Origin of the sequence: Aequitasia blattaphilus (assembly GCF_024721305.1) — a bacterium.
Classification (GTDB): Bacteria; Bacillota; Clostridia; order Lachnospirales; family Lachnospiraceae; genus Aequitasia; species Aequitasia blattaphila.
In genome coordinates this window covers 1-13,067 of sequence record NZ_JAMXOD010000037.1, presented here as the reverse complement: position 1 = coordinate 13,067, position 13,067 = coordinate 1, and the positions used below count along the sequence as shown (strand labels likewise).

Genomic DNA, 13,067 nt, shown 5'->3' with positions numbered 1-13,067 from the left:
CAACAACATTTTAGCAGTTTTGTGTTATAAGTGCATTTTTTATAAAGAAAATGCTGGCGCAGATGATTTTATAAATCATCCACCCCAACATTTAGTATAGAGCCTCTTTTTTTTGTGAACTTCTCCTTAAAAGGCATGAATAAAAATGTGAAAGGTGCACAAAAAGAACAAATAAAAGCCAAACGGTCTTGAATCTTCTAGGTAAAGATGGTATGGTTATAGCATGAACCGGAAACGTTACCGATACCGTTTCCAAAACCATAGGTTTCATTTTATAAGGAGGAGTTACGATGAAGTTTAAGAAAGTAATCGCATTATCTCTGGTATCTTTAATGGCAGTAGGATTATTTGCCGGATGCGGGAGCAAGAAAGAAGAAGGCGACGATAAAGGCTCAGTGTATTATCTGAACTTTAAGCCAGAAGTATCAAAACAATGGGAAACCATTGCGAAAGAGTATGAAGATGAGACTGGTGTCAAGGTGAAAGTTAGTACCGCCGCTTCTGGACAGTACGAGACCACACTTAAGTCAGAAATCGCGAAGAAAGAGCCACCAACTTTATTCCAGATCAATGGACCAATCGGTTATAAAACCTGGTCAGCTTACTGTATGGATTTAAAGGATACCGATTTTTACAAGAATTTGTCCGACCCAAGCCTTGCTGTAACAGATGGTGATGGTGTCTACGGAATTCCTTACGTAGTAGAGGGATTTGGAATTATCTACAACGATGCCATTATGCAACAGTATTTCGCTTTAGCAGATAAAGCCGTTTCTATCGGTTCAGCCGATGAAATCCAAGATTTTGATACGCTTAAAGCCGTTGCTGAAGACATGACCAAACACAAAGAAGAGCTTGGTATTGATGGCGTATTCTCATCTACCTCCTTCTCACCTGGAGAAGACTGGAGATGGCAGACTCATTTAGCAAATGTGCCGATTTTCTATGAGTACAAAGATAACGACACAAACGATATGGATAAGATCGAATTCTCTTACAACAAAGAGTACAAAAACCTTTTCGATTTATACCTAAATAACTCAACCGTTGAACCTGGACTTGTTGGTTCGAAGACAGTAAACGACTCAATGGCAGAATTCGCCTTAGGTAAGAGTGCCATGGTACAAAACGGTAACTGGGGTTGGGGCCAGGTAACAGAGACTGACGGTTACGTAGTAAAGGCAGAGGACGTTAAGTTTATGCCACTTTACACAGGTACTGATGATGATAAAGACCAAGGACTATGTCTAGGAACTGAGAACTACTTCTGTGTAAACGAGAAGGCTAGTGATGCAGACAAGCAAGCAACCCTTGACTTTATGAACTGGTTAGTAACCTCTGAAAAGGGTAAAAAATTCATGATCGAAGACATGGGCTTTATTATGCCATTTAGTACCTTCGATAGTAGCGAACAGCCAGAAGATCCTTTGGCACAACAAATTGCAGCAGCTCTTCAGGATGATTCTAAGACTGTAGTGAACTGGGTATTCACCACCTTCCCAAGCCAGACCTTTAAAGATGACTTTGGTGCTTCTTTACTTGAGTATGCACAGGGAAATAAGGAATGGGATGACGTAGTGTCTGACATGACAGCAAGCTGGGCCTCTGAAAAAGAAGCTATCGTAGACTAGATACGTATTAGCTACTTGAGGGGAGCACTTGCATCCCTCAAGCAGCTTTTTTATCCGACACAGAAATGAGGTGTACATATGCATAAAGCATTAAAAAAGTATTTTCCCGTATTTGTTTTACCCACCCTTATCGCTTTTACATTTGCCTTTTTGTTACCGTTTATCGTCGGTATCTACCTATCCTTTTGTGATTTCACGACGATTATCGATGCGGAATTCGTCGGCCTTAAGAACTATAGCCGAATGCTACAACACGGTGACTTCATTCAGGCCCTTAAGTTTACGGGAGCCTTTACGGTATTAGCGGTAATCTCAGTAAACGTCTTTGCGTTTATCCTAGCTCTTGGTTTGACAAAGGGGATTAAAGGGACGAATTTATACCGCTCAGTATTCTTTATGCCGAACTTGATCGGGGGAATTGTTCTTGGTTACATTTGGAAGATGATTATCGATGGCGTTCTGCTCTCTAAAGGAATGACCATTGTCAGTGATCCCAAATACGGTTTTTGGGGCTTAGTCATCCTCATGAGTTGGCAGATGATTGGATACATGATGATTATCTATATAACCGGAATTCAGAATATTTCGCCGGATTTATTGGAGGCTGCAGAGATTGATGGCGCAACGAGATTTCAGGCGATTCGGAAGATTGTGATGCCGATGATGATGCCATCTTTTACCATCTGTCTATTTTTGACTCTAACCAATTCCTTCAAGCTATTTGACCAGAACTTAGCATTAACGGCGGGTGCTCCTGGTCGGAAGACGCAGATGCTGGCACTTGATATCTACAACACGTTCTACGGTCGGCCAGGCTGGGAGGGCGTGGGTCAAGCAAAAGCGGTGGTCTTCTTCCTATTGTTGGGAGTCGTTGCCCTAATTCAGCTTCGAGCCACAAGAAGTAAGGAGGTGGAGAACTGATGAAAGCAAAAGAAAAGCGAGATAATTTATTTCTTACTATCATTATTGGTGCCATTGCGTTATTATTTTTAGTGCCGATTATCATTATTGTTTATAATTCATTTAAAGGAACGTTATTTATCAGTTCAGAGCCTTTCGCCCTACCGCGAAAAGGATCTTTTGTAGGACTTGATAACTATATAAAGGGAATTGCCAAGACGGGACTGATCGGTGCCTTTGGCTGGAGTTTATTTATTACTGTCTTCTCCGTAGGTCTAATCGTACTTTGTACGTCCATGACCGCTTGGTATATCACCCGGGTAAAAGGAAAGATTACTTCGATTTTATACTATCTATTCGTCTTCGCCATGATCGTACCTTTCCAGATGGTAATGTTTAGTATGTCGAAGATGGCAAACATGCTTTACCTAGATAACCCGGTAGGAATTATCTTTATCTATCTGGGATACGGTGCCGGGCTTTCCATCTTTATCTTTGCGGGATTTGTAAAGGCGATTCCTTTAGAGATTGAGGAAGCGGCCTACATCGATGGTTGTAACCCTTGGCAGACGTATTTTAAAATTGTCTTTCCACTATTGCGACCAACCGCGATTACCGTAGCGATTTTAAATGCGATGTGGATTTGGAATGACTACTTACTACCGAAGCTCATTCTACCCAGTGAAATCAAGACGATTCCGATTGCTATCCAGTATCTAAGAGATGGTTATGGCGGTGTTGATATGGGGCATATGATGGCGATGCTAGTAATTGCTATTATTCCGATCGTTATTTTCTACTTAAGTTGTCAAAAATATATTATTCGCGGAGTAGCTGCGGGCGCCGTGAAAGGTTAGGAGGAATCGCGAATGCGAGGAAGTGGAATATTATTACCGATTAGCTGTTTGCCTTCGGCATACGGTATCGGTTGCTTCTCGAAGGAGGCCTATGAGTTTGCCGACCAGCTAAAAGAGGCCGGTCAGAAGTATTGGCAGATTTTGCCACTGGGGCCTACTGGTTATGGAGATTCACCCTATCAATCCTTTTCTACCTTTGCTGGGAACCCTTACTTTATCGATTTAGAGGTCTTGATAAAAGAAGGCGTTCTTGACAAGGCTTACGTGGACAGTCTGGACTTTGGGCAAGACGAAGAAGCAATTGACTATGAAAAAATCTATCACGCCCGGTGGCAAGTATTAGGGAAAGCCTACGAGCACAGCAATGTTAAAAGCAATGCCGAGTTTATGGACTTTTGCGAAAAGGAAAAAATCTGGCTTGATGATTACGCCCTTTACACGGCCGTTAAGAAGAGCTTTGATGACCGGAGCTGGCTGACCTGGGACGACGATATCCGTTTGCGAAAAGAGAAGGCTTTAGAGGAGTATCGCAGTCGCTTAAAGACAGAGATAGAATTTTACAAATACGTCCAGTATTTATTCTTTAAGCAGTGGACGAAATTAAAGAAGTACGTGAATGACTTGGGAATTAAAATCATCGGTGACATTCCGATTTACGTCGCTATGGATTCTGCCGATGCTTGGGCAAACCCAGAGTTATTTGAATTTGATAGTGACGTTAGGCCAACAAAACAATCCGGCGTTCCCCCAGACGGCTTCTCACCTACGGGACAGCTTTGGGGTAACCCGATTTATCGCTGGGAGAAGCACGCGAGCACGGGATTTGCCTGGTGGTGTAAGCGGATGGAATATCAGAGACGTCTCTATGACGTGATTCGCATCGATCATTTCCGCGGTTTTGATCAATACTATGTAGTTCCGATTGAGGATACCACGGCTGAAAATGGCCAATGGGAAGATGGTCCAGGCATGGCTCTTTTTAAAGCCCTCGAAGAAACCTTAGGGGATATCGAGATTATTGCTGAGGACCTAGGCTTTTTGACAGATTCGGTCAGAATGCTCCTAAAAGAAACAGGATATCCAGGCATGAAGGTTTTACAGTTCGCTTTTGACCCTCGGGAAAAATCCAATTATCTGCCCCATACGTATCCGCGAAACTGTGTGGTCTATACCGGTACTCACGATAACACCACGACGAGAGGGTGGTATCAGGAGATTAAGCCCGATGAAAGAAAATTCGCTACCCATTATTTAGGCAGGCATTTTCTCAGCGACCGCCACGCAGCGAGAGAATTTATTCGCTTGGCCATGAGCAGTACCGCTAATCTCTGTGTGATTCCTCTTCAGGATTATTTAAACTTAGATGCCAGAGCGCGAATTAATCAACCAGGAATTGTGGGTGGGAACTGGATTTGGCGCTATAAGCGAAGTATGATTAAGAAGAAAATGTTAAGAAGGATTAGGGATTTGGTTAATCTTTATGACCGCTAAATCCTGAAGAGGGGGTAAGTAGATGGAAGTGACAATCAAAGATGTAGCAAGACGCTGTAACGTGGCTGTAAGTACCGTATCACGAGCGATTAATAATCATCCGGACATCAATCCGCAGACGAAAGCAGAAATCATGCAGGCGATTGAAGAGCTTAATTATGTGCCGAATAATAGTGCCAGAAATTTGAAGCGTTCGGATAATAAGACGATTGCGGTACTGGTAAAGGGAATCTCGAACCAGTTCTTTAATAAATTGGTGACAGAAATAGAAAAGGAAATTCGCACCAAGAAATATACTTTTTTTCTCCAACACGTAGATGAGCATGCCAATGAGGTGGATATTGCGGTGGCTCTTACGAAAGAAAAACGTCTTCGTGGCATTGTTTTCCTAGGTGGATATGAGTACCACACGAAGGAAAGTCTAAGTCAGCTTACCGTCCCCTTTGTAACCTGTACCACCAGTGACTTTGGTAATAACGAAGAATGCGTCTGTTCCTCTTATGCAGTAGACGATTATAAAGAAAGCTATAAGATGACCGAGTACCTAATTCGTCAGGGTCACAAGCGCATCGTCTTACTTGGGCCGATGGAACACGACGAAAGTATTGGACGGAGACGTCTTGAGGGGTATCAAGCAGCGCTTAAGGATAATCATATAGACTTAGACGAAAAGCTGATTCGCTATATGGCAAAGAACGTGGTAACGTATTCTATGCGCAATGGTTACGTCGTTATGCAGGAAGCCCTAAAGGAAAAGCTGGATTTTACTGCGGTTTTTGCTATCTCTGATTTATTAGCAATCGGTGCGTGTAAAGCCATCTTTGAAGCTGGGAAGAAAATCCCGGAAGATTACGCCGTAGCTGGCTTTGATGGCATTGACGAGACCTTTTACTACGAACCCTCAATTACGACTATTCGCCAACCGATTAAGGAGCTAGCCACATCTTCGATGCAAGCTTTGTTCCGCATGATTAAGAGTAAAGAAAGCGTCCCTGGTATAATTTTTGCCGGTGAGCTTATCGAAAGAGCATCGACCAACCCCAATCTATAGATATGTACACCAACAGGAGGTAAGGAAGTGACAGAAATCAAACACCTTATACAGAATAACTTGAATAAATCCATCGCCGAGAGCTCCAATGAAGAAATCTTTGAAGCCCTGCTCTTGGCGGTTAAAGAGCTAGAGGAAAGAGGGCCCGCCATTACGGGAGACAAGAAACTCTATTACATTTCCGCCGAGTTTTTAATCGGCAAGCTTCTAGCCAATAATTTAATTAACTTAGGTATTTACGATGAGGTAAAAGACTTGCTTAGGGAAAATGGCAAGAACATCATCGACATCGAAGAAATAGAAGACGAGCCGTCTCTTGGGAATGGCGGTTTGGGGCGATTAGCCGCTTGTTTTCTTGATTCCATCGCTACTTTAGATTTGCCTGGTGATGGTATCGGCCTTAATTATCATTTTGGTCTTTTCAAACAAGTCTTTGAACACAATAAGCAGGTGGAAGAAAAGAATCCTTGGATTACTACTCCTTCTTGGCTTTCACGCCAAGAGGATAGCTTTCAGGTAAGCTATAAAGACTTTACTTTAAAGTCGACCCTCTACGATATTGATGTGGTCGGTTACAATAAGGGCGTGAACAAGCTTCACCTATTTGATATAGACTCTCTTGATGAAGGGATTGTAGGTGAAGGGATTTCCTTTGATAAAAAGGATATTCAGCGTAACTTAACGCTGTTCCTTTATCCAGATGATAGCGATAAAGCGGGAGAACTACTGAGAATTTATCAGCAATACTTTATGGTTAGCTGCGGGGCTCAGTACATCCTGAAAGAAGTAAAGAAAAAGGGCTATGATCTTCACAAACTCCACGAACATGTGGTGATTCAGATTAATGATACTCACCCGTCGATGGTAATTCCAGAGCTGATTCGGCTACTTAGAGCAGAAGGCATCGAACCGGACGAATCCATCCAGATTGTAAGCAAAACGTGTGCTTATACAAATCACACGATTCTTGCAGAAGCTCTAGAAAAATGGCCATTGGCTTACCTTGAAGAGACGGTGCCGATCATTGTGCCAATCATCAAGGAACTAGCAGCCAAAATCGAAGAAAAGTATAGCAACCCTCAGGTGCATATTATCGATAAGGATAACCGCGTACACATGGCTTATATGGATATCCATTACGGCTTTAGCGTAAACGGTGTAGCGGCTCTTCACACGGAGATTCTAAAAGAGACAGAGCTTAAAGAATTCTACAATCTATATCCGGAAAAATTCAATAATAAGACGAATGGTATCACCTTTAGACGGTGGCTTTTACATGCCAATCCAAGCTTAGCACGGTTAATCGAAAGTAGCATCGGCAGTGAGTTTAAGACAGATGCCAATGCTTTAGAACAGCTCTTAGCCTATATCGATAACGAAGATTTCTTAGAGTCCTTATTGGCCATTAAGCAGGAAAAGAAAATTGAACTTCGGGAATACCTTTTAGCTAAACAAAATATTCAGATTAACGAAACAGGAATTCTCGATATTCAAATCAAACGTCTTCATGAGTACAAGCGGCAGCAGATGAATGCCTTGTTTGCTATCTATAAGTACCTTGAGATAAAGGGTGGCAAGAAACCGACAACACCGATTACGATGATCTTTGGTGCGAAAGCGGCACCGGCATATACGATAGCAAAAGACATTATTCACCTCCTTCTCTGTCTACAGGAATTAATCGCGGCAGATCCAGAGGTTGCTCCTTACTTTAGACTGGTTATGGTAGAGAACTATAACGTTACGCTAGCGGAAAAACTGATTCCCGCTGCGGACCTTTCTGAGCAGATTTCCCTAGCCTCAAAAGAGGCCAGTGGTACCGGCAATATGAAATTTATGCTTAACGGCGCTCTCACCATCGGTACCGAAGACGGGGCGAACGTAGAGATTCACGAGCTGGTGGGCGATGATAACATCTTTATCTTCGGCGCTAGTAGTGAAGAGGTGATTCGCCTCTATGAGACATCCGGCTATCGTGCCGTTGATTACTACATAAAAGATGCGGATATTCGCACTTGGATTGACTTTATTATCAGCCCCAAGCTTTTAGAAATCGGCGATTCCGAGATGCTTCTGCGTCTCCATGCAGAGCTGATTAATAAAGACTGGTTTATGACTCTTCTAGATCTTAAGGATTATATTAAGACCAAGAATGAGGCGTATGCAGCCTACGAGGAACGTACGAAATGGGCGAAAAGAATGGTGGTCAATATCGCTAAAGCCGGCTACTTCTCGGCTGATCGGACCATTGCAGAATACAACAAAGATATTTGGAAATTGAAATAACGGTAAAAAGGGGATGTAAAATAACTCCCTACTAAGAAACGCCAAAATCGGTGAATGCCGATTTTGGCGTTTCTTTGCTCTAATTATCTTTTTCCTAGCGAAGATAGTGCTTTTTATTTGAAAAAAAGGTGCACTTAATAAGCATGTGTGGAAAACACTTGGGTTTTATGCAGCTATTGCTTGGCGTTGCTTTTTATTATGGTATTTACAAAGATTGAAACCGCAAGAAATTAGTGTAAGTTCGAGAATTACGTTTTTTTCACCTCTTCGGAATAATCTTTTATAAGATCTGTCCCATTTCAAAATACCAAATGCACCCTCTGCCTGAATGCTTGTCAACTCTTGGTTCATTCGAATGGTTCTGTTTCCACGAGATTTGGGACAACATTCATTTTTATACGGACAGCCTTCACAGGATTCACATTCGTACACTTCTTCGGTTCGCCCGTACTTATTATGTCGAACAGACTGCGTCTGCTTGAACACGAATTTACGACCATTTGGACATATGAGATTTCCGGCATCATCTCTCGTGAAGTTTATTGCACGGTATGGATTATCACAATATTTTTTATCTGTTGTCTCCTTTTTATACATAGTAAATTTCATATACTTTTCCATACCATGCTCTTCACAATATAGATAATTGTTGTAAGAGTCATATCCCGCATCAGCGACTGGATATTTGGGGTAATGTCCGTAAATATGATTAAACTTTTCCATTAGCGGCACAAAACATTCCATATCCGATGCATAAGGTTTAACATCGACTGCGGCTATGTATTCATCGCAAACGGCTATCTGAAGATTATACGCTGGCAATAGTTGGTCATTTCCCATGTAATCACGTTTCAAACACATAAAAGTAGCATCGTAATCCGTTTTAGAATAGCTATTTCTCTTTTCGCCACAAATTTCTATATGATGTGCATAGGTTTTCAAACGTTCTAGGTATTCTTCTAATTCCTGATATTGTTTTTGCTGAAGACTCTTTCTATGTCCGCATCCGGAAACGAAGGACGATTCGTCTAGTCTCGTTCCTTCCTTATACATCTCTAACAATTCAGAGACATAATCAATGGCGTATTCCTCGCGCTTTTCGAGTTTTATTCCCAAATATCCTAATACTTCCTGATTCATAGCATCTACCAGAAGTGATATCTTTTCAAAGACTTTCTGGCGATTCCGAGTGCAAGAATTCTTCCATACCCAGGTGTAACGATTGGCATTTGCCTCAATTTTTGTGCCATCGATGTATGTGTGCTCCAAGTCTACCTGGTCCTTGGCAAAGATATATGCATTTATATCCATAAATATTTGCTCTATGGAATCCGTTAGTTCGTGTCGGATTATGTTGCCGAATGTAGCGAAAGAAGGAGCTTTTATTCCATCAAGAAGATACATGTAACGGATGTCATTGCGACAGAATCTTTCGATTTTACGCAAAGAACAGATGCCGTTTTCCATAAAGGCAAAGAGTATTACTTTCAGAAGTTTCTGTTCATCACATCTTGGACGACCTGTTTTGTAGCCTATCCAGAACTAGAGATACCGAGGTCAAATGTTAACAGATATTGCAGGAATGAGTTTCAAAGGTTAGATGCAAATTTGATTTGTAAATTATGCAATTACTTAGATTGTGAAGTCGGAGAATTGATGGTTTATGTTAAAGAATAGAAGTCTGCTAATATAATAGTTGTTTATTGAAATGCAAGAATAAAGGAATTGTTATTTAGATGTGGTTTTGCTAAAATACAAAGAGGTGTTACTATAACGGAATAGGCGGTTTGCCCTCTAACAGAGGGACTGAACCCTCTGATTACATAGAAATCCTAAGTTGAGTTTATTTAGCTTGGAAATCTTGGAAAGGAGGGCGATTGTATGAGTGATTTTGAAATGCTCTCCATCGTATTAATGGTTCTTGGAATCATTGTAACGGTTTTGATTGCATACATAAACCATACAAAAAAGTAACCGCCCCGACCAAGGAAAGGTTACTTTTTTGTAAGTAATTAACCTAGGGCAACCGTCTATTGGTAGCACCTTTTATATTTATATATTATCAAGTATCTTTGAAAGTGTCAAATTGCTTCATTCAAAAAAAATTATATTGCATTTAATATACGGAGATACAAGTTTTCCTTTCTGACCGTCTGGGTCGCATGTTCGAATCACGTTACTCCGATTAGCTTAGACCTTTGTGTTTGCACCAAAAGAGTACTGCAAAGATCATGTCCATATGCTAGTAAGAATTCCCCCAAGCCAAAGTGTGTCAAGTTTTATGGCAAGAAAACAGAAACCAACACCCAGCCATTAGACAAAAGTAAATAAGATTTTTGGATTTTGCTAGCAAAAATATTTGAGTTTGTTAAAAGATGTTAATATTATTGAATCCAACATAGAACATTGATATAATACATAAACTAAGTAAAGACGGGTTAAGAAGGAGGGATGAACAGATGAAGTATCAGAAAAAACATAGGCTTATTGCACTTATAGTATCCCTGGTTATGCTTGTTGGAGTATTGCCTGTCACAGCCATAGCAGCGGAGGAAGACGGAGGGGAGATTGTAGCCCTTGAGGTGTGGTATGACAATAGCAATACCGAACATGCCTGGGGAGCACCAAACGCAGCGGTAGAGGGAGAGCCATTATACGTACAGGTGGAAGCAATGTATTCGGATGGAAGCCAAGGATTTCTTTCAGCAGATGCATTGGATTTCAATGTGGGTGGTTTTTCCCTGCAAGGAGAAGCGGCAAACGGAGAAGGAATATCAAAAATACCAATGGAACAATTTGTTTTTACACCCAATACATACACCTTAAATGTTGAGGTGTCCTTGAAAGCCAACCCGGAGATAAAAGGGGTATGTAGTGTTGATATTGTTGAGGTTTTTCTCCAAACTGTTGTGGAAGGAAAAGAGGATACACCCAATCTTACACTTGAAAGAGGAAAGAGTGTTCAGCTTTCTTATAAAGCATATCCGGCAGGAGCTGAAAGCAAGCTGGATTGGGACGACTGGCAGATTGATTTCCCGGACGGGAAAATAGGGACGGACTCTTTTATTTCCAAGGAGGGGCTACTGTATGTAGGATGGAATGAAACAGAAGAGTTTTTTAGTGTTTTTCCCCCTATCAAAAGACTTCAAGTAAATGTTCGGTATAATGCCAGTACACCAAGCTATTGGATAGAACGCAATGTACCGCCTCATTCCCACACGGAAGACAGTGGAAGGATTACAAAGAGTGCAACGTGTGAGACAGATGGTGTCAGAAGCTTTCGATGTACAGGGTGCAATGAGGAATTGCGTACAGAAACTATTGTAAAGCTGGGACATACATGGAATAAAGGAGTGATTACAACTCCAGCAACGCAAAAAGCGGAGGGTGTTAAGACGTATACGTGTAATCGGTGCAAAAAGACGCGGACAGAAGTGATTCCTAAGCTGAAAGCAACCGAAATTCCGATAAGTGGAGTGAAGTTGAATCAAACCTATAAAAGTATCTGCAAGGGCGATACATTTACATTGACGGCAACTGTTGTACCTTCTAATACAACTTTTAGCAAAGAGATTACCTGGTCTAGCAGCAATAAAAAAATTGCAAGTATAAATTCAGCAGGAAAGGTAATGGGTATTAACCCAGGTACGGCAACAATAACGGGAAAGACAAGCAATGGAAAAACAGCTATTTGCAAGGTGACAGTAGTTCCAAAGGGATGGAGCTATGAGAAAAACAGCTGGTACTATTATCAAAAAGGACAAAAGGTGAAAGGCTGGATTGTTGATGGTGGAAAATGGTATTCTTTGGATACTGCTACAGGAGCAATGAAGACGGGATGGGACTGGGATCGGACGTATCATGGGTGGTTCTACTTCAATGCAAGTGGAGCAATGCTGGAAAATACTTGGCATTATGAAAATGGAAACTGGTATTTTTTAAACAGCAGTGGTTTTATGCTTGAGAACAAGTGGGGATATATTGGTGGCGCCTGGTATTTCTTCGATTGGGGAGGCAGAATGCATCAGAACCAATGGATATATGACGGCGCCTGGTACTATCTTGGCTCAAGTGGAGCGATGCTTACGAATACTCGAACCCCAGATGGATATTGGGTAGATGCAAAGGGAGTATGGAGATAAGCCCAAAAGAAAAATAATAAGATCCCAATGAGTTGGAGTGTTCCTCTGACTTATTGGGATTTATTCGATACTATAAATTAGGCACATGGCCCGTTCCAAAGCTGGTAGTTCATTTAGCACTGCCGGCTATTTTAGCGCAGATTATTGATGTTCTCTATAATATAGTAGATCGTATTTATTTGCTGTCACAGCAGGAATATTATGTGACATGCTCCCACCACTTGAATGCTATCATTCTGAAGTGGGGGCTTCCTGTTCAATATTCCTAATGGAATAAGTATCTGCAGGCTATCCCCGTATGCCCTACGGTTTGTGTTCTTTTATTTTCGTGCAGTCATGCACTTAGCATTCTTTTTCCTTCTTCCCGGATATTGATTGCAGCATTTACATCTCTGTCTAACTGATTCCCACATTCACATCGATAGCTTCTCTCTGCTAAGGAAAGTTCCCTCTTTATTTTTCCGCATTTACTACAGGTTTTACTGGAAGGATAATAGCGATTGATTTTTAAGAGCTTCTTTCCCCTGTCTCTCAGTTTATATTCCAAGAGATTACAGAAGTTCCCAAATCCATTATCCATCACCCCTTTTCCCAGATGGAGGCTCCTACTCATGCTTTTCATGTTTAAGTCTTCTACACAGACTACATCATATTCCCTTGCCAGTTCCAGACTCAACTTATGTTGATAGTCTTTTCTTTGATTCTTTGT

The 13,067-nt window shown here is 41.4% G+C and carries 11 protein-coding genes and 1 pseudogene; 10 read left to right on the top strand and 2 right to left on the bottom strand.

The annotated features are described in order from the left end of the window. Positions 1-290 precede the first annotated feature (290 nt). The 6 genes from NHH15_RS14900 to NHH15_RS14875 all read left to right on the top strand — a co-directional run bounded on the left by NHH15_RS14900 (position 291) and on the right by NHH15_RS14875 (position 8,216). Positions 291-1,631, top strand: coding sequence for an ABC transporter substrate-binding protein (locus NHH15_RS14900; protein ID WP_262067440.1), 1,341 nt, complete (start codon positions 291-293; stop codon positions 1,629-1,631). Positions 1,632-1,709: 78 nt separating this feature from the next. After that, positions 1,710-2,552 (top strand): carbohydrate ABC transporter permease, encoded by an 843-nt coding sequence (locus NHH15_RS14895; protein ID WP_262067439.1) that lies wholly within the window; start codon positions 1,710-1,712, stop codon positions 2,550-2,552. Further along, the gene (locus tag NHH15_RS14890; protein ID WP_262067438.1) at positions 2,552-3,388 is read left to right on the top strand and encodes a carbohydrate ABC transporter permease; all 837 of its coding nucleotides are present in this window, start codon (positions 2,552-2,554) and stop codon (positions 3,386-3,388) included. Before NHH15_RS14895 ends, NHH15_RS14890 begins: the two co-directional genes overlap by 1 nt. A gap of 12 nt (positions 3,389-3,400) precedes the next feature. Further along, positions 3,401-4,879 carry a 4-alpha-glucanotransferase gene (gene malQ, locus NHH15_RS14885; RefSeq protein ID WP_262067437.1) on the top strand — a complete coding sequence of 493 codons (1,479 nt, stop codon included), beginning with the start codon at positions 3,401-3,403 and terminating at the stop codon, positions 4,877-4,879. Between the two features lie 22 nt (positions 4,880-4,901). Then, positions 4,902-5,930 (top strand): LacI family DNA-binding transcriptional regulator, encoded by a 1,029-nt coding sequence (locus NHH15_RS14880; protein WP_262067436.1) that lies wholly within the window; start codon positions 4,902-4,904, stop codon positions 5,928-5,930. A gap of 27 nt (positions 5,931-5,957) precedes the next feature. Beyond that, positions 5,958-8,216, top strand: coding sequence for a glycogen/starch/alpha-glucan phosphorylase (locus tag NHH15_RS14875; RefSeq protein ID WP_262067435.1), 2,259 nt, complete (start codon positions 5,958-5,960; stop codon positions 8,214-8,216). Positions 8,217-8,381: 165 nt separating this feature from the next. Here NHH15_RS14875 and NHH15_RS14870 read toward each other — a convergent pair. Continuing rightward, positions 8,382-9,743: pseudogene (locus tag NHH15_RS14870) on the bottom strand (transposase); the annotation flags it as partial. Here NHH15_RS14870 and NHH15_RS15825 point away from each other — a divergent pair. The 4 genes from NHH15_RS15825 to NHH15_RS14850 all read left to right on the top strand — a co-directional run bounded on the left by NHH15_RS15825 (position 9,633) and on the right by NHH15_RS14850 (position 12,627). Continuing rightward, positions 9,633-9,893, top strand: a complete 261-nt coding sequence (locus tag NHH15_RS15825; protein ID WP_429060454.1) for a helix-turn-helix domain-containing protein — start codon at positions 9,633-9,635, stop codon at positions 9,891-9,893. The pseudogene NHH15_RS14870 and the gene NHH15_RS15825 overlap by 111 nt on opposite strands. A gap of 523 nt (positions 9,894-10,416) precedes the next feature. Further along, complete coding sequence (locus NHH15_RS15920) at positions 10,417-10,533, top strand: transposase (RefSeq protein WP_416386589.1); 117 nt, start codon at positions 10,417-10,419, stop codon at positions 10,531-10,533. A 142-nt stretch (positions 10,534-10,675) separates the two neighbouring features. Continuing rightward, entirely contained in the window at positions 10,676-12,358 is a 1,683-nt protein-coding gene (locus tag NHH15_RS14855; RefSeq protein ID WP_262067433.1) for an Ig-like domain-containing protein, read from the top strand. A gap of 53 nt (positions 12,359-12,411) precedes the next feature. Further along, the gene (locus tag NHH15_RS14850) at positions 12,412-12,627 is read left to right on the top strand and encodes a hypothetical protein (RefSeq protein WP_262067442.1); all 216 of its coding nucleotides are present in this window, start codon (positions 12,412-12,414) and stop codon (positions 12,625-12,627) included. Between the two features lie 65 nt (positions 12,628-12,692). On the opposite strand, the gene NHH15_RS14845 is transcribed toward NHH15_RS14850, so the two are convergent. After that, positions 12,693-13,067 (bottom strand): RNA-guided endonuclease InsQ/TnpB family protein (locus tag NHH15_RS14845; protein WP_262066647.1); only part of this gene is annotated, 375 nt, incomplete at its 5' end.

Bases quoted from the DNA above. Each gene is read 5' to 3' on its own strand.
- NHH15_RS14900 (WP_262067440.1), top strand. From the start codon at position 291: ATGAAGTTTAAGAAAGTAATCGCATTATCTCTGGTATCTTTAATGGCA.
- NHH15_RS14895 (WP_262067439.1), top strand. From the start codon at position 1,710: ATGCATAAAGCATTAAAAAAGTATTTTCCCGTATTTGTTTTACCCACC.
- NHH15_RS14890 (WP_262067438.1), top strand. From the start codon at position 2,552: ATGAAAGCAAAAGAAAAGCGAGATAATTTATTTCTTACTATCATTATT.
- malQ (WP_262067437.1), top strand. From the start codon at position 3,401: ATGCGAGGAAGTGGAATATTATTACCGATTAGCTGTTTGCCTTCGGCA.
- NHH15_RS14880 (WP_262067436.1), top strand. From the start codon at position 4,902: ATGGAAGTGACAATCAAAGATGTAGCAAGACGCTGTAACGTGGCTGTA.
- NHH15_RS14855 (WP_262067433.1), top strand. From the start codon at position 10,676: ATGAAGTATCAGAAAAAACATAGGCTTATTGCACTTATAGTATCCCTG.